The 25394-nt window shown below is 69.6% G+C and carries 14 protein-coding genes; 10 read left to right on the top strand and 4 right to left on the bottom strand.

Annotated features, from left to right (window positions below; translation table 11 throughout):
• Positions 1-1407 carry an LLM class flavin-dependent oxidoreductase gene (locus tag VN779_RS17875; protein WP_325724763.1) on the top strand — a complete coding sequence of 469 codons (1407 nt, stop codon included), beginning with the start codon at positions 1-3 and terminating at the stop codon, positions 1405-1407.
• A gap of 24 nt (positions 1408-1431) precedes the next feature.
• The gene (locus tag VN779_RS17870; protein ID WP_325724760.1) at positions 1432-2439 is read left to right on the top strand and encodes a TauD/TfdA dioxygenase family protein; all 1008 of its coding nucleotides are present in this window, start codon (positions 1432-1434) and stop codon (positions 2437-2439) included.
• A gap of 110 nt (positions 2440-2549) precedes the next feature.
• Here the strand turns inward: VN779_RS17870 and VN779_RS17865 are convergent, their stop codons facing one another.
• The 4 genes from VN779_RS17865 to VN779_RS17850 all read right to left on the bottom strand — a co-directional run bounded on the left by VN779_RS17865 (position 2550) and on the right by VN779_RS17850 (position 10564).
• Complete coding sequence (locus tag VN779_RS17865; protein ID WP_325724758.1) at positions 2550-4052, bottom strand: MFS transporter; 1503 nt, start codon at positions 4050-4052, stop codon at positions 2550-2552.
• A 153-nt stretch (positions 4053-4205) separates the two neighbouring features.
• The gene (locus VN779_RS17860; RefSeq protein WP_325724756.1) at positions 4206-6662 is read right to left on the bottom strand and encodes a cytochrome P450; all 2457 of its coding nucleotides are present in this window, start codon (positions 6660-6662) and stop codon (positions 4206-4208) included.
• A gap of 112 nt (positions 6663-6774) precedes the next feature.
• Complete coding sequence (locus VN779_RS17855) at positions 6775-9480, bottom strand: AfsR/SARP family transcriptional regulator (RefSeq protein WP_325724754.1); 2706 nt, start codon at positions 9478-9480, stop codon at positions 6775-6777.
• A 31-nt stretch (positions 9481-9511) separates the two neighbouring features.
• Positions 9512-10564: an AfsA-related hotdog domain-containing protein gene (locus VN779_RS17850; RefSeq protein WP_325724753.1), complete on the bottom strand. Its 1053-nt coding sequence runs from the start codon at positions 10562-10564 to the stop codon at positions 9512-9514.
• Positions 10565-10774: 210 nt separating this feature from the next.
• Here VN779_RS17850 and VN779_RS17845 point away from each other — a divergent pair, with 210 nt between their 5' ends.
• The 8 genes from VN779_RS17845 to VN779_RS17810 all read left to right on the top strand — a co-directional run.
• A complete protein-coding gene (locus VN779_RS17845) occupies positions 10775-11113 on the top strand; it encodes a DUF2568 domain-containing protein (protein WP_325724751.1) in 339 nt (112 codons plus the stop codon).
• A 181-nt stretch (positions 11114-11294) separates the two neighbouring features.
• Positions 11295-12356 (top strand): 3-oxoacyl-ACP synthase III family protein, encoded by a 1062-nt coding sequence (locus VN779_RS17840; RefSeq protein WP_325724750.1) that lies wholly within the window; start codon positions 11295-11297, stop codon positions 12354-12356.
• Entirely contained in the window at positions 12353-14317 is a 1965-nt protein-coding gene (locus VN779_RS17835; protein ID WP_325724748.1) for an HAD-IIIC family phosphatase, read from the top strand. Before VN779_RS17840 ends, VN779_RS17835 begins: the two co-directional genes overlap by 4 nt.
• Entirely contained in the window at positions 14307-14564 is a 258-nt protein-coding gene (locus VN779_RS17830; protein WP_325724746.1) for an acyl carrier protein, read from the top strand. The genes VN779_RS17835 and VN779_RS17830 overlap by 11 nt, the downstream gene beginning before the upstream one ends.
• Complete coding sequence (locus VN779_RS17825; protein WP_325724743.1) at positions 14561-15340, top strand: 2-oxo acid dehydrogenase subunit E2; 780 nt, start codon at positions 14561-14563, stop codon at positions 15338-15340. The genes VN779_RS17830 and VN779_RS17825 overlap by 4 nt, the downstream gene beginning before the upstream one ends.
• Complete coding sequence (locus VN779_RS17820; RefSeq protein WP_325724741.1) at positions 15337-16620, top strand: FAD-dependent monooxygenase; 1284 nt, start codon at positions 15337-15339, stop codon at positions 16618-16620. Before VN779_RS17825 ends, VN779_RS17820 begins: the two co-directional genes overlap by 4 nt.
• 24 nt (positions 16621-16644) lie before the next feature.
• Positions 16645-22965 carry a type I polyketide synthase gene (locus VN779_RS17815; RefSeq protein ID WP_325724739.1) on the top strand — a complete coding sequence of 2107 codons (6321 nt, stop codon included), beginning with the start codon at positions 16645-16647 and terminating at the stop codon, positions 22963-22965.
• A gap of 91 nt (positions 22966-23056) precedes the next feature.
• The coding region (locus VN779_RS17810; RefSeq protein ID WP_325724737.1) for a beta-ketoacyl synthase N-terminal-like domain-containing protein at positions 23057-25394 on the top strand (2338 nt) is incomplete at its 3' end.

Raw genomic sequence — 25394 nt, 5'->3', positions numbered from 1 at the left:
GTGTCCGAATCCCCGTCCCGCTCCTCCCGCTCCCTGCACCTGAACGCGTTCTTGATGAGCACCGGCCATCACGAGGCGTCCTGGCGGCTGGCGGAGAGCGACCCGCATGCCAATGTGGACATCGAGCACTACAAACGACTGGCCCGGATCGCCGAGCGCGGAACCTTCGACTCGCTGTTCCTCGCCGACGGTCCGGTGCTTTTCGAGGATGTGGCGCAGCGGCCCGCCGGCGTGATCGAGCCGCTGACCCTGCTCACCGTGCTGGCAACGGCTACCGAGCACATCGGCCTGATCGCGACCGCGTCGACGTCCTACAACTCGCCGTACAACCTGGCCCGCAGGTTCGGCTCGCTCGACCACATCAGCGCGGGCCGGGCCGGCTGGAACATCGTGACCACCGCCGGAGCCGCCGCCGCGCGCAACTTCGGGCTCGATGACGCCCCCGCGCACGCCGAGCGATACGAGCGCGCCGCGGAGTTCTTGGACGTAGCGCTCAAGCTGTGGGACAGCTGGGAGGACGACGTCTACGTTGGCGACAAGGAAACCGGGACCTGGGGTGAGAACGACAAGATCCACCCGCCTCGGCATCGCGGCCGGTTCTTCTCGGTCGAGGGCGCGCTGAACGTGCCGCGTACGCCGCAGGGCTATCCGCTGTTGGTGCAGGCAGGTTCCTCCGCGGACGGCAAGGACTTCGCGGCCCGTTACGCCGAAGCCGTGTTCACCGCGCAGCAGACCCTTGAGGATGCCCAATCGTTCTACGCCGACCTCAAAGCCCGTACCAGAGCGCTCGGCCGTGATCCGGAGGGAATCAAGGTTCTACCAGGCATCGTGCCCGTCATCGCCGACACCGAGGCCGAGGCGCGCCGCCGCGAGCAGGAACTCGATGACCTGATCGTGCCCTGGCACGCTCAGCGCCGCCTCGCCGAACTGCTCCAGGTCCCGATCGAACGGCTCGCTCTCGACGCGCAACTGCCCGCCGACCTGCCGCCTGAGACGCACATTCAGGGCGCGCAGAGCCGATACGCGCTGATCGTGGACCTGGCCCGCCGCGAGCGGCTGACCGTCAGGCAGCTGATCGGCAGGCTCGGCGGCGGCCGCGGTCACCGTACGTTCACCGGCACGCCCGAGCAGGTCGCCGACGCCATTGAGTCCTGGTTCGAGAGCGGCGCCGCGGACGGCTTCAACATCATGCCGGCGGTGCTTCCGTCAGGCCTCGAACTCTTCGTCGATCACGTTGTCCCGCTGCTGCGTGCCCGCGGCCTGTTCCGCACCGAATACGTGCCCGGACAAACCCTGCGCGAGCGATATGGCTTGCCGCGCCCCGTCAACCAGCACGTCGCGCTCCGCGATCCGGTAGCCGCGGCGATCGGTACCAGTGCTGCCGACCCCGCTCTTGTTCCCGCCTGATCAGCCCGAAAGGATCAACCGACCATGACTGTCACGCTTTCCACCCCCACCGGCAGTGCCCTCTCGTCAACCACTCCCGACGCCTCCGCTCGCTCCGGCCCGGCTGCCGCGGCCGCCGCCAACCTGACCGTCCGCAAGGTCACCGCCCACATTGGCGCCGAGATCTCAGGACTCGATCTCGCTCAGCCTCTCGGTTCGGAGACCGTGGCCGCGATCCGCGCCGCACTCAACGAGCACAAGGCGCTGGTGTTCACCGGAGTCGATCTGGACGACGAGGGCCAGCAGCGCTTCGCCCGGCAGTTCGGCGAGCTGACCACGGCGCACCCGACCGTGCCCGCCGTCGAGGGCGCGCCGAACGTGCTACCGGTAGACAGCGAGCAGGGCGTCGCGAACCACTGGCACACGGACGTGACCTTCGTGCTCAACCCGCCGCAGGTCAGCACCCTGCGAAGCATCGTGGTCCCGCCGTACGGCGGCGAAACGCTGATCGCCAACGCCGCGGCGGCATACCGTGACCTGCCCGAGCCGCTGCGCGCGTTCGCCGACACGCTCTGGGCCGTGCACACCAACGACTACGACTACGCCGTGCCGCAGGAATCCCTCGACGAAGAGGCCCGCCAGCGCCGCGAGGTGTTCACCTCGATCAAGTACCAGACGGCCCACCCGGTCGTGCGCGTGCACCCGCTGACCGGCGAGCGCGGCCTGTTCATCGGCGGCTTCGCGCAGCGGATCGTAGGCCTCTCGGTCAGCGAGTCGCGCAAGATCCTCGACCTGCTGCAGGCATACGTCACCCGTCCGGAGAACATCCTGCGCTGGCGGTGGTCGCCCAACCAGTTGGTCCTGTTCGACAACCGCATCACGCAGCACTACGCGGTGGACAACTACGACGGTTTGCCCCGCCGCCTCAACCGAGTGACGGTCGCCGGCGACATCCCATTCGGCATCGAGGGCAAGCCGAGCTACTCGATCAAGGGTGACGCCTCGCACTACTCGCCCGTCGCCGAAGTGGCCGCGGTCGGGCCCGCCGCTTAGCTGGCTCCGGCCTCTTGCGGGCGGACCTGCATTCCGTCGCTAAGGCCGCCGGCGTCCGGGGAGAGCGGACGGCCGGCGGCCTGTTCGGCGACCGTTAGGACAGGCGGCGGTCAGCCGATTTCGAGGGCGGGGTCGGCTGCCGCGACGACGGCGCCCTCCGCCTGGCCTGCATCCGGGGCGCCCTGCGGCGCGCCGCCGAGGCCGCGGAAGGTGAAGAAACCGTTGAGCATGCTCAGGCCGAGGAACACCGCCAGGACGATGAATGCGCGGCTCAGGCCGTGGACCAGCGCCGTCTGGTACGGCTGGCCCGCCTCCAGCAGGTGGGAGACCCGGCTGTTGAGCACCGTGACGCTGATCGCGATGCCGAAGCCCGCGCCGATCTGCGTCGAGGCGTTGAGCAGCGCCGAGGTCGTGCCCGCGTCCTGCTCAGTGGCCTGAGACGTGCCGACGATCGGGGTCGGGATGAGACACAGCACCAGTCCCAGCCCGAACAGCGCCGAGAGCGGCAGCATGAAGCGCGCGTAGCCGCCGTGCAGCGGGATGCCGATCGCCAGCGCGACCACCGCGACCAGCACGCCGGTTCCGGCCAGGTACATCGTGCGCGGGCCGGTCTTCATGATCAGCTTCGGCGCGAAGCTCGCGAAGATCATGATGCCGAGGCTGGTCGGCAGCCAAGCCAGACCGGTCTTGAGCGGGCTGTATCCCTGCACTTCTTGCATGTAGAGCGGCAGCATGAAGAACAGCGGCATCATCAGCGCCGCGGTCAGGAACTCGCCCATCCCGCCGGCCAGCACCGCCCGCGAACGGAACAGCCTCAGCGGAACCAGCGGCGCCTTGCTGCGGCTCTCGATGAACACGAACGCGACCAGGAGCACCGCGGAGACCGCGAAGCTGGTCACGGTGGCGGTCGCGGTCCAACTGTGGATGCTGCTGTTGATGATGCCGTAGACCAGCAGCAGCAGGCCGCCGGTCGCGGTGAGCGCGCCGAGCAGGTCGGTCGACGGACGCTTGCCGCTCGGCCGCGGGATGTGCACCCAGGCGAAGGTGCCCGCCGCGACGATCACACCGATCGGCACGTTCAGCCAGAACGCCCACCGCCAGTCGGCGTCGGCGATCGCGCCGCCCAGCAGCGTGCCCATGCTCGCCCCGACGCCGATGATCGTGCCCCACACGCCGAAGGCCTTTTTGCGCTCGTTCGGATCTGGGAAGACCGTCACGACGATCGACAGCGAGGCCGGGGACAGCGCCGCGGCGGCCAGGCCCTGCACCGCGCGCGCCGCCAGCAGCTCGGACTCGGTGTGTGAGAGACCGGCCGCGAACGAGGCCGCGGTGAAGACCAGCAGGCCGATCAGGAAGATCTGCTTGCGGCCGATCACGTCCGCGAGCCGCCCGCCGAGCAGCAGCAGCCCGCCGAACAGCAGCACGTAGATGTTCATCACCCATTGCAGGCCGGTGGTCGAAAGACCGATGGCCTCCTTCAGCCGCGGGCCCATCACGTTCACGATCGACCCGTCGATGGCGAGTACGAACTGTGCGAAGGACACGATGACGAGGATCCACCAGCGCCTCGGATCCGCTGCGGCGCGTGGCACCATGGCAGAGTCAGTAGTCACAGCTACTCCTTTTCGGAAGACCGGCCCGGTGCCGGTCCCGCAGGTTGGGAGCGGTGTCGCCGCACCTCGCGCACGACGCTAGGCGGGGCGGCTTTAGTAGCGCTTAGGTCGCTTGGGGATGATTCGTCGTCCGCAACATGAGTCCCACCGGTGTCACCAGGTGACATGCAGGGAGCTGACGCCGTGCACGAGGCGTCCGGTGGGGCGGCTGATCTCGGTGGCCGCAGCGGCCAGGCGCAGTGACGGGAACCGGCGTAGCAGGGAGCTGAGAGCGATCTGGAGTTCCGCGCGGGCGAGACCGGATCCGAGGCAATAGTGCGCCCCGTGACCGAAGGTCAGATGCGGATTCGTCCCCCGGTCGGTATCCAGTTTATCGGCGTCAGGGTACTGAGCGCCATCTCTATTCGCGGAGCTGAGGGAGGGTAGGACGGCGGAGCCTGCCGGGATCAGGGTGCCGCCGAGCGGCACGTCTTCGAGGGTGATGCGCAGCAGCGCCTCATCGCCCGGAGGGTACATCCGCAGTAGTTCCTCGACGGCGGGCTCGACCGTTTCCGGGTTCTGCAATTCCGCGCGCAGGTCCTGGTATTCGTGCCGAGCGAGCAGGGCGAAGACGCTATTCGAGATCTGGTTCGCGGTCGTTTCGTGCCCGGCGACCAGCAGGCTGATACCGAGGAAGATCAGTTCCTCCTCGCTCAGCCGGCCGTCGTCTTCGTCGTGCACGGCGACCAGGGCGGAGAGCAGGTCGTCGCCGGGTTCGTCACGCTTGCCGGCGACCAGGGATGCCATGTAGTCGCGCAGCGCGACTTGCGCGGCCAGGATTTCGGTGGCAGGCAGTGCGGTGGTGGACAGGAACGCGGCTGACCAGCCGGTGAACAGCTTGCGGTCCTCGAACGGGATGCCGAGCAGCTCGCAGATCACTGAGATAGGCAGCGGGAAGGAGAGCGCCGAGACGAGGTCGACGGGCGTCTCGGCCGCTTCCATGGCGTCGAGCAGGGCGTCGGTGTGCTCCTGGATGCGCGGGCGCAGGGCGGCGACTCGGCGCGAGGTGAACTCGCGGGAGACGAGTCTGCGCACGCGGGTGTGCTCCGGCGGATCCATGTTCAGCAGGCTTTTGAATTGCTGCGGGGCCGCGGAGATACGGGGCGCGTCTGGGCGGGTTGTCGCTTTGCGGCTGAACCGGGGGTCGGACAGCGCGGTGCGCACGCCGTCGTAGCTGGCGACGAGGAAGGCGGGGTCACCGCTCGGCATGGTGACCTGCGCGACTGGGCAACGGGACCGCAGTTCGGCGTATTCGGGGCTGGGATCGAGGGCGGAGGGGCGGGCGAAGGGATAGGCGAGGGGAGCGGAAGAGACAGCAAGTGGGGGAGTCGGGGTGAGCTGGAGTGATTCCTGGCCGGTGGCGATGGCGGACTGGAGACCGTAGTAGACGCCTGTCATGATCCGCCGCTTCAGGAAATCGCTGCGGTTGACCAGCCGATACGCCGCCTTGCGCAGCACGATCCCGAGCGGCGTGGAAATGGCGAACGCGCGCTCCTGGCGCAGTTGGATCTCGCGGGAGATCTTGACGGAGGGCTCGCGCCGTCGTTGGAAGGTCAGGGTGGCGTTGTCCAGCGCGAGGGAGGGGTTCGGGGAGCTGACGGCCTCGGCGACGAGCGGCGCGAGGGTCACCGCGTCAAGCAACGCGTGGTTGACGCCCTGGCCGAGGATCGGGGTCAGGGTGTGCGCGGCGTCGCCGGTCAGCACCAGGCCCGGCACTGACCAGCGCGGCACCACCGTGGTGAAGATGTCCAGCATCGAGGTGCCCGACCAGCTCGTGACGTGCTCGCGCACCGCCTCGGACAGCTCGGGCGCCAACTCGTCGATCCGCTCGTGCAGCGCGCCGATGCCGCGCCGTCGCAGTTCCTTGAGTTCGCCCTTCGGGATGTTGAACCCGATGCGGATCTGGTCCGGAACGGTCGGCATGAACACGCAGTGACGGCCAGCGAGGAGGCTGACACGGTATGTGTGCGGATCCCACGAGGACGGCAGCGGAATTTTGAACCAGATGAAGTCGCGCTCCAGCGGCAGCTTCTGGTAGGGGATGGCGGCGAGCTCGCGGATCTTGCTGAACCGGCCGTCCGCGGCGACGGTCAGCGCGGCGCGCACCTCGACCGGCCCGTCAGGACCTTGACAGCTCACGCCGATCACCCGGCCGGTCCCGTCACGCAGCAGATCGGTGGCGGTGGTGCGGCGTGCCAGCGTGAAGGAAGGCAGCCGGGCGGCGTCCTCGGCGAGCGCGGTCAGCAGCGGGGGCTGCGGCAGTTCGGTCGGGTAGGGGCAGGGGAAGCCGATGGTGGTGAAGTCGGTCGCGAGCACGATGTCGCCGCCGTCGCGCACCTCCATCCGCCGCGTCGGGAGGGTGTGTTCCTTGACGCGTTCGAAGATGCCGAGTTGTTCGAGGATCCAGACCGAGTCGGGAGAGATCGCCTCGCCGCGAAATGAGCGCTCGAAGTGACCGCTCTGTTCGAGCACCACCACCTCGCAGCCGAGCTTCGCCAGCTCCAGGCCCAGCGTTAGCCCGGCGGGCCCCGCCCCGACGACGCACACCCCCGTGTGAATACGCGTGCTCACTCCCCGCTCCTCTCGCTATATACAGTCCTTGGGCAGAGTGGGTTCGGCGGCTAAAGGGGGACTTGTTCGGTTGGTCCGTGTCAGCGCTCGTACGCCCGGATCGTTGCGGATGTCAGCCGTCAAAGGAGCCGACGACCCAGATGCCCGGCCGTGCCTCCACGGCCTGCGGCGCCCACTGTTCGCGCGGGTCGGACCAGTCGACGGCGCGCTCTAGGATCCAGGCCCGGGTACGGTGCGCGAACTGGATCCACCGCCGGTCGCCGAGCTGTTCGGCCGCCTCCGCGAACGCCGCGAAAGTTTGCAGCGACTGTTCGGCGCGTCCACACTGCAGTTCGACCACGGCCAGGCCGCGCAGCGCGTCCGCGCGCCCGCGCTCATCGCCCGTCTGCGCACACTGACCGAGCGCGTCCGCGTAGGTTTTCGCGGCCGACTGCGGATCTCCCTCGCTCAGCTGCACATCGCCGAGGCCGATAAGGCAGCGTGCGGCGCCGCCATGATCGCGTGCGGCGAGGAACAGCGTCCGCGCGACCTCGTAGTGCATCGCGGCCTGCCGAACCCGCTGCTGCTGCCAGGCCAGATCGCCGAGCGAGCGCAGCACCGCCGCCTCGGCCAGCGCGTTGCGTTCGCGGCGCGCCGCGTCGAGGGCGAGCGTATGCGTCTCGGACCACTCCGGCCAAGCCGCCCGCGCGTCAAAGTACCCTGACAGGCATTCGGCGAGCTGCCAGGTCAGCGGCCACAAGCCGGCGGCGTGCGCGCGGCGTACCGCATCGACGAGACCAGGCCCCTCCTCCTGGAACCAGTGCACCGGCGTGGAACCGACCAACTGTGCGACGTTATCGAAGGACTCGGATACGACCGTGCCGTATCGCGCCTCGTATGGGACCCGGCCCGGCGTGAGCATCGCGTCGGCGTGCCTGGCGACCGCGAGGCAGGCCGTACATAGCCGCTCGATGGCGGCGGTGACCGTGATCGGGTCGTCCCCGCCGAGTAGCTCAAGTGCGAGCGCTCTCAGCAGCCTGTGATAGCCGTAGCGCAGCGGGTACTCGCGCGCTGACTGCCGCACCTCAAGCAGATACGACTGGAGCAGTTGATCGACGATGCGCTCGGTGCGCGGCAGCGTGTCGTTGAGCAATGCGGCGGCGCTCCACAACGCGAAGCTGGGAACTGGCGCGAGCGCCAGCAACCGGAACGCCCACTGATGCGCGGGATCGGCCTCGCGGTAACCGACGAGCAGACTGGCGCGCACGTCGAGGTCGCCGGCCACCAGCTCGGCGAGCCCGGCGCCCTCGCCGTCGAGACGTTGCGCGAGCGCCGCGGCGGTCCAGTGCGGACGGGCCGCGAGTCCGGCCCCCGCGACACGCAACCCGAGCGGCAGGTACCCGCAGAGCCGCGCGATCTCCAATGCGGACTCCGGGTCGTCGGTGATGCGCGAGCCGGCGATTTCCTCAAGCAGCTGCTGGGCTTCCTTCGGCTTGAGCACATCGAGCACGAGGTGCCGAGCACCGTCGAGCCCAGCGAGCGTGCGCCGCGTGGTCATCAGGACGAACACGCCGGGTACCGCCGCGAGCAGGGGTCTGACTTGCTCCTCGGTGGCGACGTCGTCGAGGATCAGCAGCATTCTGCGACCGCGGGTGAGCCGCTGGAGTCGATCGGCGGCCGGTTCGGTGGAAGGGCCGGCGTCGGCGGCGTCGGCGTTGGCGTCGGGGGGCGTCGCGGAGGCGTTCGCGTCTGCGGATGCGGCTTGATCGAGGCGATGCAGCACCTGCGCGATCACCTCGTCGGGTTCCAGCGCCATGCCCTGCGGTCCGCGCAGCTGGACGAAGACCCGGCCGTGCGGGAACACGTCGGCAGCCCGGCGCGCCAGCTCGACGGCGAGCGTCGTCTTGCCGACCCCGGCCCGGCCGTCGAGCACCAGGATCGGTGCGGCGGCTCGTCCGGTGCGGTCCGGGAAGGCCCGCAGCGCCGTGGCGATCGCCTCCTCCCGGCCGACGAAGTCCGGCAGCGAAGGCGGAAGCCACACCACCGGAGTGACTGAGGGCGCTGCGACCGCGGCCGGCTCGCGCCACAACAGGTTCGGGTCACTACGCAGCACCCGCTCATGCAGGTGCCGCAGCCCGGGCCCCGGCTCAATACCCAGCTCGTCGACGAGCGAGCGGCGGATGCGCGCGAAGGTCTTGAGCGCGTCCGACTGCCGGTCGGAGCGGAACAGCGCCACCATCAGGTGCGCGTGCAGGGTCTCGCGCAGTGGGTGCTCGCTGGTCAACGCCATCAGCTCACCGGTCAGCTCCTTGTGCCTGCCCAGGCGCAGATCGGCGGTGAGCCGCTGTTCGAGCGCTGTCATGCGCAGCTCTTCCAGGCGCACGGCGGCGGCTGAAAGCGTGTAGCCGTGCGGGATACCGGACAGCGCGACGCCGCTCCACAGGCCGAGCGCTTCCTCTAGCAGGCTCGACGCGGTGGCGAAATCGCCGCGCTCGTAAGCCGCCTTTCCGGCACGGTGTAAGGCCTCGAACCTGGTCAGGTCGAGGTCGTCCTGCGCGACTTGGAGGCAGTAACCCGGCGGGAGCGTGAGCAACTGGCGGCCATGCGCCCCCGCCGCGGGATCCCCCTCCAGCAGGATGCGGCGCAGTTGGGAGATGTAGACCTGGAGCGTGGTACCCGCCGTGCGTGGCGGAGAGTTGTCCCACAGCTCGTCGATCAGGCTCTCGGTGGACACGGTCTCGTTCGCCCGCACCAGAAGTACCGCCAGCACCACCCGCACTTTCGCGGCGGTCGGCGTCCTCGGTGCCACCGTCACCGGTCCCAGCACGCGGAACCTCATGTCGGTGCCCTCCCTTCCGGGCCTTTCCCCGTTAGTAGTCCTGCAGCACCGTGACCCCCACCGTCGCGATCTCGCGGGACCCCTGTGCGAAGGTCAGCGTGACCGGGAAGGCGGGATGGCCGCCGGGCCCGCGTCCGAGCGGGTCGGCGGCGATGGTGCAGTGAAGTGGCAGGTCGATTTCCGCGAAGCCGCGGAACCGCGCGTTCCACTGTGTCAATACGCAAGTCGCGGCGGAGAAGCCGTGCAGCTCCCCGGCGGCGAGGAACGCCGCCTGCCGCGACGCTTCGAGCAGCACCACCGGCGGCACGTGATCGGTGGCGTTCGCGGTGAAGACCGGATGCGCGGCGTCGGGCACGACCTGCACGCGCAGCGTCCCATCCTCCTGCGCCTGTGGCAGGCCGATGACTACGTTGTGCGGGTCAGCGCGGCCGACCGCCTCGGGCCGCGGCCGTGCCTGGCCGTGCCCGTGTCCGTCGCTGAACACGCCGGACTTCTCGGCGCGGCTCGCCGCCCGTCCGCGGGCGCGATGGTTCTGGTAGACCTTCGGCATTAGGAACACGGTGCGCGCCTTCGCCGTGCCGCAACGCAGGCCGTCGATCGCCAGTTCGGCCTCGCAGCGCAGCCCGCGCGGCACTCCGTTGACCACGTCGACCGGGTACAGCGCCATGTCGACGGCGATGTGCGCGGTGTGCCCGTTACGCCGCCACGCCTCCAGGCCGGTGATGCCGACCTCGCTGGAGGCGAGCACCACAGGACGCTGCGACGGCACCCGGAAGTACTGGTGCGCGACGAAGAGCACTGACTGACGCATCGCCTCGAGGGCGAAGTTCGGGTCGTGGAACGCGCCGGGCCCGTCGTTGAACAGCGGATGCGCGTCGGGCAGCGCGGCCGAGAGGGTGAAGTCCTGCGGCACCGGCGCGACCGTCCCGAGCATCAGGCCCTCGGCGGTACTCGGCCGGTGCAGCAGGTGGTGAGCCAGGCCGTGCACGGTGATCGGTGGTGCGGCCGTGGCGATGCCGCCGCCGTCGCCCGGCGCCGCATCGGCGGCGTCGGTCCACTGCCTCGCGGAAATCTCGATCGACACGTCGTCTCCTTCACGAACCGCGAACCCGCCGTGATCAATGCGATTGGTGGGTCCGAAGGGTCTGGCGATTCGATCCTCTCAGCGCCCTGTCAAGTGCCGACCAAGCGGCGGCCAAGCGGGCCGCCGACCGGGCCCAGGGCGCGATTCGCGGGTCGGGGACCCGGGAATGCCCGATCGCATCAACCGCTCTGGTGAGGAAGGCGAACCGTCGTGGCTCCGTTCAAGGCGTTCAATCTGCTCGTTCTGCTCGTGATCGAACTCGCCGTGCTGGCCGCGGCCGTGGCGTTCGGCTGGCACCTGCACGCGCCGGTCGCCGCGCGGCTCGCCATCGGCGTCGTGCTGGCGCTGGTGTTCGCGACCGCCTGGGGACTGGCCGCCGCGCCGCGCGCCAAGAACCGGCTCGCCGGACTGCGGCTGGCCGGCTTCGAAGTGCTCTGGTTCGCGGCCGGCGCCGCGCTGCTGCTCGCCGCCGGGCATCCGGTCTGGGCCGCGGCGCTGGCCGTGCTGACGCTGGGCTCGAAGGGGCTGGCGCTGGCCTGGGATCAGTAAGGGCGCTGCGAGGCATGGCCGGATGGCGTCGTGGCGAGGGGGCTTAATCCGTCACGCCGTGCCCGGTTTAGCCGTGCGCAAGAGGGCGTTCCTAGCTTGGGTCCATCGGTAGATCGCCGCCGCCGTCTGCACCGGCCCGCGGGGTGCGGGGCAGGTGGACTCCAGTAAGGACCTGATCCCTGTGAGAATCATCGGCCTGAGCGAGGTGCTGCCGGGGGCGCCGGTCACGAACCGGGACCTCGCGGAGCGCTTCGGACTGCACGAGAAGTGGCTGGACCGGATGACCGGCAACCGGCACCGGTTCTTCTGCGATCCTTCGAGCGCTGACGGCACGCCGAAGAACACCGGTGACCTGGCCACCGAGGCCGCGCTGCGCGCGCTGGCCGCGTCCGGGGTCCCCGCCTCGTCACTGGACTTCCTGATCCTGACCACCGGGTCGCCGGACATGCTGATGCCCGCCACCGTGAACGTGGTGGCCGATCGGCTCGGGATCAACGACCTGCCGACCTTCCAGCTGACCTCCGGCTGCGCCGGCGCGTTGCAGGGTCTTTACACCGCGCGGGCGCTGCTGGCCGGCGGCCTGAGCCGCGGCCTGGTGATCGGCGCGGACAGCGTGATCAAGCTGTGGCCCGCCGACTACGACGTCAAGAGGGTCAATCCGGCCGAACTGGCCAACTTCGCGCTGTTCGGCGACGGCGCCGGGGCCGCCGTGGTCGACGCCGACGACGACGGGCCCGGCCTGCTCGTGGACCACCTGCTGCTGCGGACCGTGGGGCGCGGGCTCAAGCCGGCGCAGGTCGTGCACTGGTACGGGGCCGACGGCGCGCCGACCGTGACCGGGACCGACGGAAGGCCGGTCCGTGAGCCGATGGGCCAGGAGGACTACAAGGCCATCGAGCAGCGGGTGCCGGAGCTGTCGGCGCAGGTCCTCAAGGAGTTGGAAGAAGTCACCGGATGGAACGTCGGTGATGTCGACCACGTACTCACTCCGCAGCTGAACGGCGCCATGGCGGAGAAGATCCGCGAAGGGCTCGGCGTGCGCGAGGAGCAGGCCGTCTCGTGCGTCGCGGAAACCGGGAACAACGGCAACGCGCTGCCCTTCATCCAGCTCTACCGCGCCGTGCAGGGGCTTAGGGCACGCGGCGCGGACTCGGCGCGGGTGTTCGGGATCACCATCGAGTCGTCGAAGTGGATCATCGCTGGCTTGGCGCTGCGCTACCTCGCGGGGGAGGGCGTCGGATGAGCGTCGACGTGGGGCACGCGTCGCAGACGGCGGCGAAGAGTCTCAGTCCTCTGAGCGAGCTGCGTGCACTCAAGCGGGAAGGGCTTGAGGGCAAGCATGCGCGGGTGCGGCAGCTGCTCGACGCGCTGCTCGCGGCCGGCGACCCGCTGGACATCGAGGCGGCCGGGATGATGCTCGGCGGCGCGGCGCAACGTGAGCAGTTGGCGGCGGCTGACGGCGCGTTCCTGACGCAGCGGGTCGCACTGCTCGGCAGTTCGACCCTTGACTCGCTTCCGCATCAGCTGACCGCTGCGCTGATAGCCGGTGGCATCTTGCCGGAGGTCCGCTCGGCCGGTTTCAACCAGTGGCAGTTCGAGATCCGGGCTGGCGCGCCCAACTTGGCCGACCTTGCCCCGGGTGTCAGCGCTTTGCTGCTCGATGACGCGGCCGTGTACGAGGAGGTCGTCAATCCGCTGGATCTGGACGAGGTCGAGGCGCGGTGCGCGGCGTTCCCGACGAGCTTGGGGGAGTGGGCGGACGCGGCCCGGCAGGTGCTCGGCGGTTTGATCGTGCTCACGACGATCCCGCTCAGCGCGCTGCGGCGCGACAGCGTCATCGACTATGGCCGAAAGGCCCGGCTGGAAGCCGCCTGGGACGCGATGAACGCGGGAATCCTGCGGCTGGCGGCGCAGAAGCAGGGCGTGGCCGTGCTTTCCGCGGCGGCGATCCAGGGCAGGGTGAGCACCACATTCGCGGCAGACCGGATGCGGCACGTCGCAGGGCACATATTCAGCGCGGAATTCCAGCGCGAGTACGCAGCCGAGCTGGCGCGCGTGGTGCGAGCCGGGCTCGGCCGCGCCGCCAAGTGCCTCGTATTCGACCTCGATAACACGCTGTGGGGCGGAATCGTCGGCGACGACGGCGCGGCCGCGCTCAAGATCGGCGGCGCCTACCCGGGCTCCGCGCACCTGGAGCTGCAAAAGTACGGCCGTGACCTGGTCGCGCAGGGCGTGATGCTCGCGGTGGCGTCGAAGAACGACGAGGACGTGGCGCTGGACGCGATCGCCAACCACCCCGAGATGGCGCTGCGGCCGCACTCCTTCGTCGCGGTGCGCGCGAACTGGGATCCGAAGCCGGGCAATGTCAGACAGCTGGCTACCTCGCTCAACATCGGCGTCGACTCAATGGTCTTCGTCGATGACAATCCGGTGGAGCGCGGGCTCATGCGTGAGCTGCTGCCACAGGTCACGACGGTCGAGCTGCCGAACGATCCGGCCGGTTACGCGGCGACCGTCGCGCGCCGCGGCGATTTCAATCTGCTGACTCTCACGGATGAGGACCTGAACCGCACCGCGATGTACCGCGCGCAGGTGCAGCGGGAGGAATTGCAAAGCGGGTCCGGGACCCTCGAGGAGTACCTGCTCGGGCTTCACTCCCAGCTGACCGTCGAGCGGCTCGGCGAGTTCAACGCGGCGCGGATCGTGCAGCTGTTCGGGAAGACCAACCAGTTCAACCTGACCGGCATCCGCTACACCGAGGAGGAGGTGCGGCGGCGCTCGCAGAGCGGCGAGGCCGCGTTCTTCGGGGGCCGGCTCAAGGACCGCTTCGGTGACAACGGGCTGATCGCCGCGTGGGCAGTGACCCGCGACGGCGGCGGCAGCGGCAGCGCCTGGGGTGTCGAGAACTTCGTGATGAGCTGCCGGGTCTTCTCCCGCAATGTCGAGGACGCGGTCGTCGGGCTGATCCTGCGCGCCGCGAAGGCGGCCGGGGCCGGCGAGGTGCGCGCCGCCTTCGTTCCGACGGCGAAGAACGCGAAGTTCGCCGGTTTCTATCCCGCCCTCGGTTTCGAGCGGGTCGAGGCAGCGGAGCAACACGCAGATGGGCAGGGGCCGGCGCAGTACCGACACACCCTGCGAGACCTCGCCGAGCTGCCTACCTGGATCGGCGTCACCCGGGAAGAGGAGATCGACAATGCCTTCTGAGACTGCGCCTTCTGTGGAGCTTGTGCAGGAAGTCGTCGGGCAGCTGCTCGACGTGGAGCCCGGCACCCTGACCGCCGAGCGGCGCTTCGCCGAGATCGAGGGCTGGGATTCCGTCAACGCTCTGCGCATCCTGGTCTATTTGGAGCGTGAGGTCGGCGGCTCGGTCGACTTCGAGCGCTTCACAAAGGCGGACACGGTCGGCGAGCTGGCGGCGGTCGTGCACGACGCGCAGACGGCTGCGGCATGAGCGCCGCAGCGGCTAACGGCACGACCGTCGCCGCGTTCCCGGCAGCGCGTAAGGGCACGTACACGTTCCTCAAGGACGCCCGCGGCACCGCGCACGTGTACCTGATGACCGACGTCGACGCGACACGAATCAAGCAGGCGCGCAAGGATGCCGGCTCGAAGATCAGCTTCGTCAGCTACGTGGTCAAGGCCGCGGCGCAGGTGATCGCGAGCAGCCCGGAGGCACGTGCCGTGCTGCGGCCCGGCCTGCGGCTCAAGGTCGCGACCGTCGGCGACGTGCACGCGAAGGTGTTGTTCGACAAGCGGACCGCGGACGGCCAGCGCTGCGTCGTATCAGGGACCGTCTTTCGCGCCGAGCAGGCCGAAGTCGAAGAGATCCAGCAGATCATCGACACGTACAAGAACGCTGATCTGGAGGATCCAAGCGGTCCCTGGGCGCAACTGGCGAAGGTGCAGCGGCTGCCATTGCCGGTGGCCCGCCTGGCCTATCGCGCGGTCACCCGCAAGCCGGAGCGGCGTACCGCGCTGCAAGGCGTCTTCTCGGTCACCTCGGTCGGCCAGGAGCCGGTGCGCGCGATCTTCCCGATGATCAACGGCGCGCTCGGGTTCGGCGTCGGGCGGATCGTGGACTCCCCAGTGGTGCGCGGCGGCGAGATCGCGATCGCCCCACTGTTCACGCTCTCGCTCGCGTTCGACCACCGCTTGCTGGACGGGGCGCAGGCCGCCGAACTGCTGGCCGCGACGAAGAACGTACTGGAGAACTGGGGAAGCGAATGAGCACGCTGAGTACCGGCACGCTGCACAGTACCGATCAGGTGCCGGGGGAGACCGAGGTCCTCATCGTCGGCGGCGGCCCGGCCGGAGCGCTGCTCGGCTGCCTGCTCGCGCGGCGCGGCGTCGACGTCGTCGTGGTGGAGAAGCAGGCCGACTTGGAGCGCGAATTCCGCGGCGAGTCGCTGGCCGCCCCCTCCGTGGTCACCCTCGGCAAGCTCGGCTTCGGCCCGGCGCTGCGCGAACACGGCTTCCTGGAGACCTCCGGAATCAGCATGCGCATGGAGGGGCGGACGGTCTTCCACATCGACTACCGCCGCTTCCCGCTCGGCGCGCTGCCGATCGACATCCCGCAGCCGGCCCTGATCGGCATCTTCCACGCCGCGGCGGCCAACTTCCCCAACCACGCCTATGTCCCCGGCACCGCCTTCAGCTCCCTGATTGAGGAGGGCGGCGAGGTACGCGGCGCGGTCCTCAAGCGTAAGGACGGCAGCCGCGCCCACGTCAGGGCTCGGCTGGTGGTCGGCGCGGACGGCCGATTCTCCAAGGTACGCAAGGCCGCCGGGCTGGCCGCCGACGTCCAGCCGATGGAGCGCGACTTCCTCTCCTTTAAGCTGCCGCGCCCCGCGCACTGGGGCGACGCCGCCGAACTGGTCGCGGTCGCGGACAAGCACGTGCTGGTCGTGCCCACCTTCCCCGACTTCCTGCGGATCGGCCACAACCTGCCCAAGCGCGGGCTCGGTGACCTGCGCGCGCAAGGCTTCGAGGCTTTCCGCGACGGCATCGCAGCCATCGATCCCCGGCTCGGGCCGCTGCTGCGCGCGCACCTGACCTCGTGGGATGACACCAGCTTCCTGGAGATCTTCACCGCGCAGGTGCCGCGCTGGTCCCGGGACGGCCTGGTCCTGGTCGGCGACGCCTCGCACACCGTCACCCCGATCCTCGGCCAGGGCGTGAACCTGGCCATCCAGGACGTGGTGTGCGCGACGCCGGTGATCGTCCGGGCGCTCAGCGAGACTAAGGGCTCTGTCCCGGCGGCGCGATTCACCGCGTTCGAGGAGGAGCGGCGTCAGCACAAGACGCTGGTCACCAAGCACCAGCGGATGCAGGAGCGGGCGCTGTCCAAGACCGGCGCCGTGGCGCTGGCCGCCCGGCGCGCACGGTACCAGCTTCTCAACTCCTTGCCGAACAAGTACCGGATGCTCGACAAGGTGATCAACGCGCAGCACACCATCGATCCGATCGACCTGCGGGCTGCGAATCAGCAGGCTGCGACGGTGGCCTGAAACCGAGGGGACAGCCGAGCGAAGATGACTTCCGAAGCCGTAGTGGACGGGCACGACCCCGACCAGCTGATCGCCGTCGTCGGCGTGGCCGGGCGCTTTCCCGGAGCCCCGGACACCGACGCGTTCTGGCGGTTGCTGACCGAGCGCGGCGACGCGATCCGCCCGGTCCCGGCCGACCGCTGGGACGCGGCGGCGCAACTCGACCCGGAGAAGTCGATCCAGGCGGTCGGCGGCTTCCTGGAGGAGGTCGACCGGTTCGATCCGACCTTCTTCGGCATCTCCCCGCGCGAGGCCGAGGATATCGACCCGCAGCACCGGCTGATGCTTGAGGCGAGCTGGCGGGCGCTTGAGGACGCTGGTCAGCAGGCCTCGAAGTTGAGCGCGACCAGGACGGGCGTGTACGTCGGCGCCTCCTGGCACGACTACGAGATCGTGCGCAAGGAACGCGGCGCTGGAGCGACGCAGCACAGCGCGGTCGGCAACGCGCTCGACGTGGCCGCGGCGCGCGTCTCCTATTTCCTGAGGCTGCGCGGCCCGAGTCTCGCGGTCGAAACAGGGTGCTCATCCGGTCTCGTCGCGCTGCATCTGGCCGCGCAGGCATTGCGGCAAAAGGAGATCGACGGCGCGATCGTCGGCAGCGTCAACCTCATCCTCGACCCCTTCGTCTCGATCAACCTCACCCACTTCGGCGGCCTCTCACCGACCGGCCGCTGCCACGCGTTCTCGGCGAAGGCCGATGGTTTCGTGCGCGGCGAGGGAGTCGTCGCGCTCTACATCAAGACGCTGTCACAAGCGCTGGCGGACGGCGACCGGATCCACGGCGTGATCGTGCGCACCGTGGTCAACAACGACGGCGGCGGCGAAAGCCTGGTCACGCCGAGCGCCGAAGGCCAGGAAGAGCTGCTGAAGCTGGCCTACGGCGATGGCGCGATCCCGTTGGACCGCCTGGCGTACATCGAGGCGCACGGGACCGGCACCCGCCGCGGCGACCCGGTTGAGGCGACCGGAGTCGGTCGAATCCTTGGACAGGGCCGGGATCGCGCGCTCGGCCCGATCGGGATCGGCTCGGTGAAGACGAACATCGGGCACCTGGAAGCCTCGGCTGGTCTGGCCGGCCTGGTGAAGGCGGTGCTCTCGCTGGAGCACCGGGTCGTTCCGCCGACCTTGCATGCCGACGAGCTGAACCCTGATATCCCGTTCGATGAGCTGAACCTGCGCGTGGTGCGCGAGCCGCTGGAGTTGCCGCAGGACGGTCCCGTGTATGTCGGCGTGAACTCCTTCGGCTGGGGCGGCACGAACGCGCACGCAGTGCTGATGACCGCGCCGCCGAGTGTCACGCCGGTGCCGAAGGTGGATCTGGGGGCTGACAAGCAGGCGCCGGTCCTGCTGCCGTGGTCAGCTCAGCGCGAGGACGTGCTCAAGCAGCGCGCCGCCGACCTGCTCGCCACGCTTCCCGAGACGCCCGCGGACCTGCGTGCCCTGGCCGGCACTCTCGCGCACCGCCGGGACCACTTCCCGATGCGGGCCGCCTTCGCCGGCGCCGCTCAGGACGTCGGCGCGGCGTTGGCGCGGTTCGCCGCGGATCCGGAAGCCGAGATCCCGACCGTGGTGAGCGGTCGCGCCCGCGAGCGCGGCAAGGTCGCGTTCGTATTCCCTGGCCAGGGCGCGCAATGGTCCGGCATGGGCCGCGAGCTGTACGCGAACAACCCGACGTTCAAGGCCGTGATTCACCGCTGCGCCGACGCGCTCAAGCCGTACTTCGCCTGGGACCTGCCCGCGATCATCGCCGGTGAGTCAGATGAGGAATGGCTTACGCGTATCGACATGCTCCAACCGGTGCTGTGGGCGATGTCTCTCGGCCTGGCCGAGCTGTGGCGTGAAGCAGGGGTCGAACCCGACGTCGTGATCGGCCACAGCCAGGGCGAGGTGACCGCAGCGACACTCGCCGGGATCCTCTCCTACGAGGACGGGGCGCTGGCGATGGCCCGGCGCAGCTCGATCGCGCGCCGCACCTCGGGCAAGGGCCGGATGCTCGCGGTCGACCTGGACGTCAAGGGTGCCCGCGAGGCTCTGGCAGGGTTCGAGGAACTGGTCTCGCTCGCCGTGAACAACGGCCCGAGTTCGTGTGTGCTCTCCGGCGAGACCGACGCCGTGCTCACGCTCAAGGAGATTCTGGACGCCGAGGGCGTCTTCTGCCGCCTGGTGAACGTCGACTACGCCTCGCACAGCCCGCAGATGGACGAGTTGCGGCCCGATCTGCTCACGGCCCTCGAACCGATGCGGCCGCGCAAGGGCGGCATAGCCCTGATGTCCACGGTGAGGGTCGAGATGCTAAACGGCTCCGAGATGGACGCCGAGTACTGGACGGACAACCTGCGCCGTCCGGTGATGTTCGCCGACTCGATGGCGAAGCTCTTCGACGACGGGGTAACTCACGTCGTCGAGATCAGCCCGCACCCGATCCTGGCCCCGGCGATCGAGCAGCTGGCCGCACTGCGCTCTGAGCCGCCGGCGGTCCTGTCCACGCTGCGCCGGGACACCGGTTCCGCGGCTGACTTCGCGCTGGCGCTGGCGCGGGGCTACGTCGCAGGGCTCGAACCTTTCGCCGCGGTACCGGTCGGCCGAGCGATTCCGGCGCCGCCCTATCCGTGGCAGAAGTCGAGCTACTGGGTTGCGGCGGGACGACGGCGCGCCGGCGCGCCCGGCGCACTGGAATTCGCGCTGGCTCCGGCGGTCTCGGAGCAGGACACCTGGCACGGCACGCTGGACCTCGGCGTTGATGAGCAGCCATGGTTGAGCGACCACAAGGTGCACGACGCGGTGGTCGTGCCCGGCGCGGCGATGATGGCGCTCGCGTTGAGCGCGGCTCGCGCGAGGGCTGGATCAGTTCCCGGCTCGCTGGACGGGTTCGCGTTCCGCAGTGATCTGACACTAGCGGGCGAGCCGGCGAAGCTCAGCGCGGTGTGGCGGGATGACGTGACCGAAGGTGGCAGCTTCATCCTCAAGTCGCTGACGCCGGGTGCCGCGCAGTGGACCGAGCACGCCTCGGCCCGAATCCGGCAGCCACGATCCGATTCGCCCCTGGCCCGGGACTTCCCCGAGCGACTGGCAGGTGGCGGCGAGACGACCGAAATCGACGTCACGCAGTTCTACGACGCCTGCGCTGCACGCGGGCTCAACTACGGTCCGGCGTTCCAGGGCGTGCACAGCCTGCGGATTGACGACGCAGACGGCGTGGCGCTCGGCGAGATCCGGCTGCCCGACCGCTGCCGCGCCGGCGCCCGCGCACACAACCTGCACCCGGCTTTGTGGGATGCCGCGCTTCAGGTCTCATTGGCGTTGGTTGACGGCGATGCGACGGTCGTGCCCGTCGCGGTCGAGCGCGTACATGTAATCCAGGATTTGGCCGAGCCGGTGCTGGACGCGTGGTCCTATGCGGTGCGCCGGGACGAGACGCATATCGACGTGTTCGTGTACGACGCGAACCGCCAGCCGTTGCTCACGATGGAGGGTCTGACGCTCCAGGCCTTGAAGTCGGCGACCTCGGATGACAGCGACGCCGAGCGTGTGCATCGGCTTGCTTTCCGAGCCGACGCTCTGCCCGCTGCGGAGGAAAGCGAAGCGCGGCCTGCGGAACCGGGCAACTGGAGCGTCGCAGAGGTCTGTGACGGCGCTGGTCTCGGCTCGCCACTGGCCGCAGCGCTGTCCGCTGCTGGACAGAGCGCCGTTGTAGTCGCACTGACCGGCGAGCGTGCCCAGGACGGCGCTGCCTGGAGCGAGAAGCTGAGCGCTAGCGGTCAACCGAGCGGCATCGTATTCATCGCGCCGCCGGCCGCGGCCGGGCTGATCGAGCAACGCAAAGCCCTGCTGGCGCTGACGGCACTGATCCGCGCCGCGCTTGAGCTGCCGCTCCCACCGCGCCTGGCCGTACTCACCACTGATGCTCAAGCCGTGACCGCGTCCGATCAACCGGACCCCGGTGCGGCACTGTACTGGGGCTTCACCAGGGTGCTGCGACGCGAGCACGCTGAGCTGCAACCCTGCCTGCTTGACGTGTCAGCGTCCGATGACGCTGAGACCGCAGCCCGAGCCCTCGCGACGGAGCTGCTCGCCGATTCCGGTGAGGACCAGATCGCGTTGCGCGGCGAGCGGCGTTACGTCGGCAGGTTGGAGCGCGGCGAGGCCGTGGCATACGACGAGGATGACGCGCCGCCTGTGCCGTGGCGCACCGTTGCGCAACCTTTCCGCCTTGCCGCGTCGCGGCCTGGTTTCTGGGACGGCATGGTCTACCGGCCGCTGACCCGGCGGGTGCCCGGCCCGGGCGAGATCGAGGTCGAAGTCACTGCCACCGCGCTGAACTTCATCGACGTGATGAAGGCGATGGGCACGTACCCGGACCCGTCAGGCGGTGCGGACTTGCTCGGCGGCGAAGCCGCCGGACGCGTCACCGCGCTCGGTGAGGGCGTATCCGAGTTCGAAGTCGGTGACCGAGTCGTCGCTTGCGCCTTCGGCGCCGCCGCCTCGCACGTCACCGTGCGCGCCGACCACGCGCGGCCCATCCCTGCGGGGATCCAGGACGCCGAGGCCGCCGCGCTGCCGTTGGTCGTCACGACCGCTTGGTACGGCCTGGTCGATCTGGCCAGGCTGGAACCCGGCGAGTCGGTGCTGATCCATTCGGCAGCGGGCGGTCTCGGTCTGGCCGCGGTCCGCATCGCGCAGCGAATCGGCGCGCGGATTGTGGCCACCGCGGGCAGTGAACCCAAGCGCGAGTTCCTGCGCGGTCTCGGCATCGCAGATGTCTTCGACTCGCGCAGCCTGGACTGGGGCGAGGACGTGCTCGCGGCGACCGGCGGACGAGGCGTCGACGTGGTGCTCAACTCGCTGACCGGCGCGGCGATCCCACTTGGCCTGGACGTTCTGGCCGAGGACGGGCGCTTCGTCGAGGTCGGAAAGAAAGACATCTACAACGGCCGTGCCATCGCGCTGACCGCGTTCAAGAAGGGGCTCAGCCTGGCCACGGTGGACCTCGCCGGACTGATGGCTCGCCGGCCGCTGCGCTTCGCCCGGCTGCTGTCCGACGTGTGGGACCTCGTCGCGGACGGCGGCATCGAGCCACTGCCGACCATCCCGTACAGCTTTGCCGAGGCGGGCGAAGCGCTGCGGGCCATGTCGCACGGTTCGCACATCGGCAAGTTCGTGCTTGTCGATCCCGCAACGGTGACGTCGGTCGCGCCCGAGCCGTTGCCGGCCGGGCGATTCCGCGCCGATGGCACGTACGTCCTCAGCGGTGGACTCGGCGCGCTCGGTCTCTCGCTCGCGCAATACCTGGCTGACCGCGGCGCAGGTGCCATCGCCCTGCTGGGCCGATCCGCGCCGAGTGCGCAGGCGGCCGAGCGCATCAGCGCTCTGCGAGAGCGGGGCGTGAACGTGCGAACGGTCGCCGTCGACGTCACCGATGCGGCTGCCCTCGACGCCGCGCTTGCCGAACTGCGCACCGAATTGCCGCCGCTGCGCGGAGTTTTCCACGCGGCCGGCCTGCTCGACGACGCGACGATCCTCAACCTCCAGCCCGAGCAGTTGGACCGAGTGATCGCGCCGAAGGTCGACGGAGCGCGCAATCTGGACCAGGCCACCTGCGCCGACCCGCTGGACCTATTCGTCTTGTTCTCTTCCGCCGCCGCGCTGATCGGCAACGCGGGTCAGGCTGCTTACGCGGCCGGGAATGCGTACATGGACACACTCGCGGAGGCGAGGCGCCGACGCGGGCTGCCGGGTTTGAGCGTGCAGTGGGGACCGTTTGAGGACATCGGCTTGGCCGCCGCCGACGTCAACCGTGGCGCGCGGCTCTCGGATCGGGGCATGGGCGGATTCACCGCTGAGGAAGCATGGCCCGCTCTTGCCCGCTTCCTCGACCGCGACCAGCAGGTGGTCGGCTACGTGCCGCTCAACCTGCGGCAGTGGTTCGACGCCTATCCCGAGACCGCCGCGCAGAAGAGCTGGTCCACATTGCGCCAAGCGGCGCAGGACGGCGGCGGCGCGACGAGCGGCAGCAGCGAGTTCCTGAGTGCGCTGCTCGCGGCGGCCCCCGAGGACCGGCCGGCGCTCGCCGAGACCAAGGTGCGTGAGCTGGCCGGCCGCGTGCTGCGGCTCGAACCGGCCGCGATCGACCGGGAGACCCCGTTCAAGGCGCTGGGCCTCGATTCGCTGATGGGCCTTGAGCTGCGAAACCGCCTGGAGGCGGCGTTCGGGCTCAAGCTCTCGCCGACGCTGCTGTGGACCTACGGCAGCACCCGCGCCCTTTCCGAAGTGCTCTGCGAAAGGCTGCCCGAACCCGCGGCCGCCTGACCGGGCCGGACCGAACCTGCTCAAGACGTAACAGGCATCTGATGCCTGACACACCGCACCCGCACCGCTGAAGACGAGGACTGTGTCAGCCATGGAACCGAGCACCAGCACCGAGAACGGCTCGGCGAGCGCCGTCACCCCGCTGTCCCGCGCCCTGGACACCATAAAGAGGCTGCGCGCCCAGCTCGACGCCGGTCAGGGTGGCAAATCGCCGATCGCGGTCGTCGGCGCCGGTCTGCGGCTGCCCGGCGGCATTCATGACCTCGACAGCTATTGGGCCGCGCTGGAGGAAGGCAGAGACCTGATCCGGCCGCGGCCGCAGCAGCGCCTCGCGCCTTTCGCGCAACAGTGGGCGAAACTGCCGAACTTGGGCAGCTTCCTCGACGAGGTGCTCGGCTTCGACGCGGACTTCTTCGGCATCAGCCCGCGGGAGGCCCGCGCGATCGACCCGCAGCACCGGCTGATGCTGGAGGTCGCGTGGGAGGCGCTGGAGGATGCGGCGCTCCCACCGGACAACCTGCGTGACGCGCGGGTCGGCGTTTACGTCGGCATCACCGGCCGACAGGACTATCAGGACTGGAAGAGCAGCGGGCCGGACGCGTACTGGGCGACCGGCAACGGCCACAGCTTCGCGGCGGGCCGTATCGCGTACGTACTCGGATTCACTGGTCCGGCCGTAGCGCTCGACACCGCGTGTTCTTCGTCACTGACCGCGATCCACCAGGCAGTGCGAGCCCTGCGACACGGGGAGATCGACGTCGCGCTAGCCGGCGGCGTGAACCTCGTGCTCTCGCCAGGCTCCACTGAGCTCATCGCGCAGACCCGCTCGCTCGCTCCCGACGGCCGATGCAAGACCTTCGACGCACGCGCGAACGGCTACGTGCGCGGCGAGGGCGCCGGCGTCATCGCGCTGAAGCGACTGGACCAGGCAATACGCGATGGCGACCGTATCCACGCGGTGATCAAGGGTTCCGCGACGAATCAGGACGGTCGCTCGTCGGGTTTCACCGCGCCGAATGTGCTGGCGCAGATAGCGGTCCTGGAGGCGGCCCTCGCGGACGCCGAGCTGACTGCGGCCGACATCGGCCTGATCGAGGCGCACGGCACCGGCACGGCGCTCGGCGACCCGATCGAGATGGACGCGATCGTCGCGGCGCTCGGCCGCAAGAACGGCGGCGCGCCGCTGCATGTGGGCTCGGTGAAGGCGAACATCGGTCACCTGGAGGCCGCGTCGGGGATCGCCGGGATACTCAAGGCGATCCTCGTGCTGCGTGAGGGAATCGTCCCGCCGCTGGTGCACTTCGGGACCCTGAACCCGCGCATCGATCTCGACGGCACGGGCGTCACTGTCTCGGCGAGCGCGCAGCCGTGGGAGCGCGCAGCAGCAGGAAGCCATGTGGGCGTCAGCTCGTTCGGCATCGTGGGCACGAACGCGCACGTGATCCTGGGCCCGGCTGACGCGGCGGGTCCGGCTGCCGCCCGATCCGGGGCTGGCGGCGCGACAGGTGGCGTCGCAGGCTTCGAGCTCTCGGCGAAGAGTGAGGGCGCGCTGCGTGATCTCGCCGGCCGCCTGGCCGAACGTCTCGCAGATCTGCCGAGTGACGAGTATGCGGCGTTCGCATACACGAGCACACACGGCCGAACCCGTCACCCGGTCGTGGCGCGTATCGCTGCGACGACTCCGGCGAAGGCACTGACCGCGCTGCGGGCGCTCGCGGCCGGCAAGAACTCGAAGGCGGTGACGGTCGGCGAGGGTGCGGCGGCGGCGCAGTTGCCGGAGGTGGCGGGGCTGGCCGAGCTGCCGCGCCAGGTGATCACGCTGCCGAGCTATCCGTGGCAGCGCGAGATCCTGGGGCCGGAAGGCGTGCCGCTGCTGATCAGCGGCGGCGGTGCCGGTGCCGGTCACCTGGACGTGGCGGCAGCCGCGCCGGAACCGGCGGTCTTGGCGGATGCGGAGTTGGCTGTCCAGCTCAGCGAGACATCCGCAGTCCCCATGTACGAACTGGGATGGCAGGAGTTGTCCCGCTCAGTGGGACAACTGCAAGTCGCAGGAGGCTCGGACCGGCGCGAACTGTCCCGCTCAGTGGGGCAAGTGGATGGCGCGGCCCGGGAAATCGTCCTGGCGGGCGACGATGCCGAGCTGATTGAGCTATTGGCTGCCAGCGCTGAGGCAAATGGATTAACACATGCGATTATCGCCCCGACGGACCCCGACTGGTCCGCGGTCTGGGCGGAGCGGTCGCAGGCTGGCGCTCAGGACACTGAGGGCGTCGCAAAGCCGGTCAGTCTCGTGTTGGTTCAGAAGGCGACGGCGCTACCAGAGTCGTCCGACGCCCCTGACGTCTCAGGCACCACCGCAGCAGGCGCTGAACTGTGCGCGTCGGTCACCAGCGCAGTGCGGGCGTTCGCCGATTCCGGACTGCCCGGCC

Source organism: Actinocrinis sp. (genome assembly GCF_035605935.1).
GTDB lineage: Bacteria > Actinomycetota > Actinomycetes > Streptomycetales > Catenulisporaceae > Actinocrinis.
The sequence above is the reverse complement of the archived record's forward strand: the minus strand, read 5'-3'. Positions and strand labels throughout refer to the sequence as shown.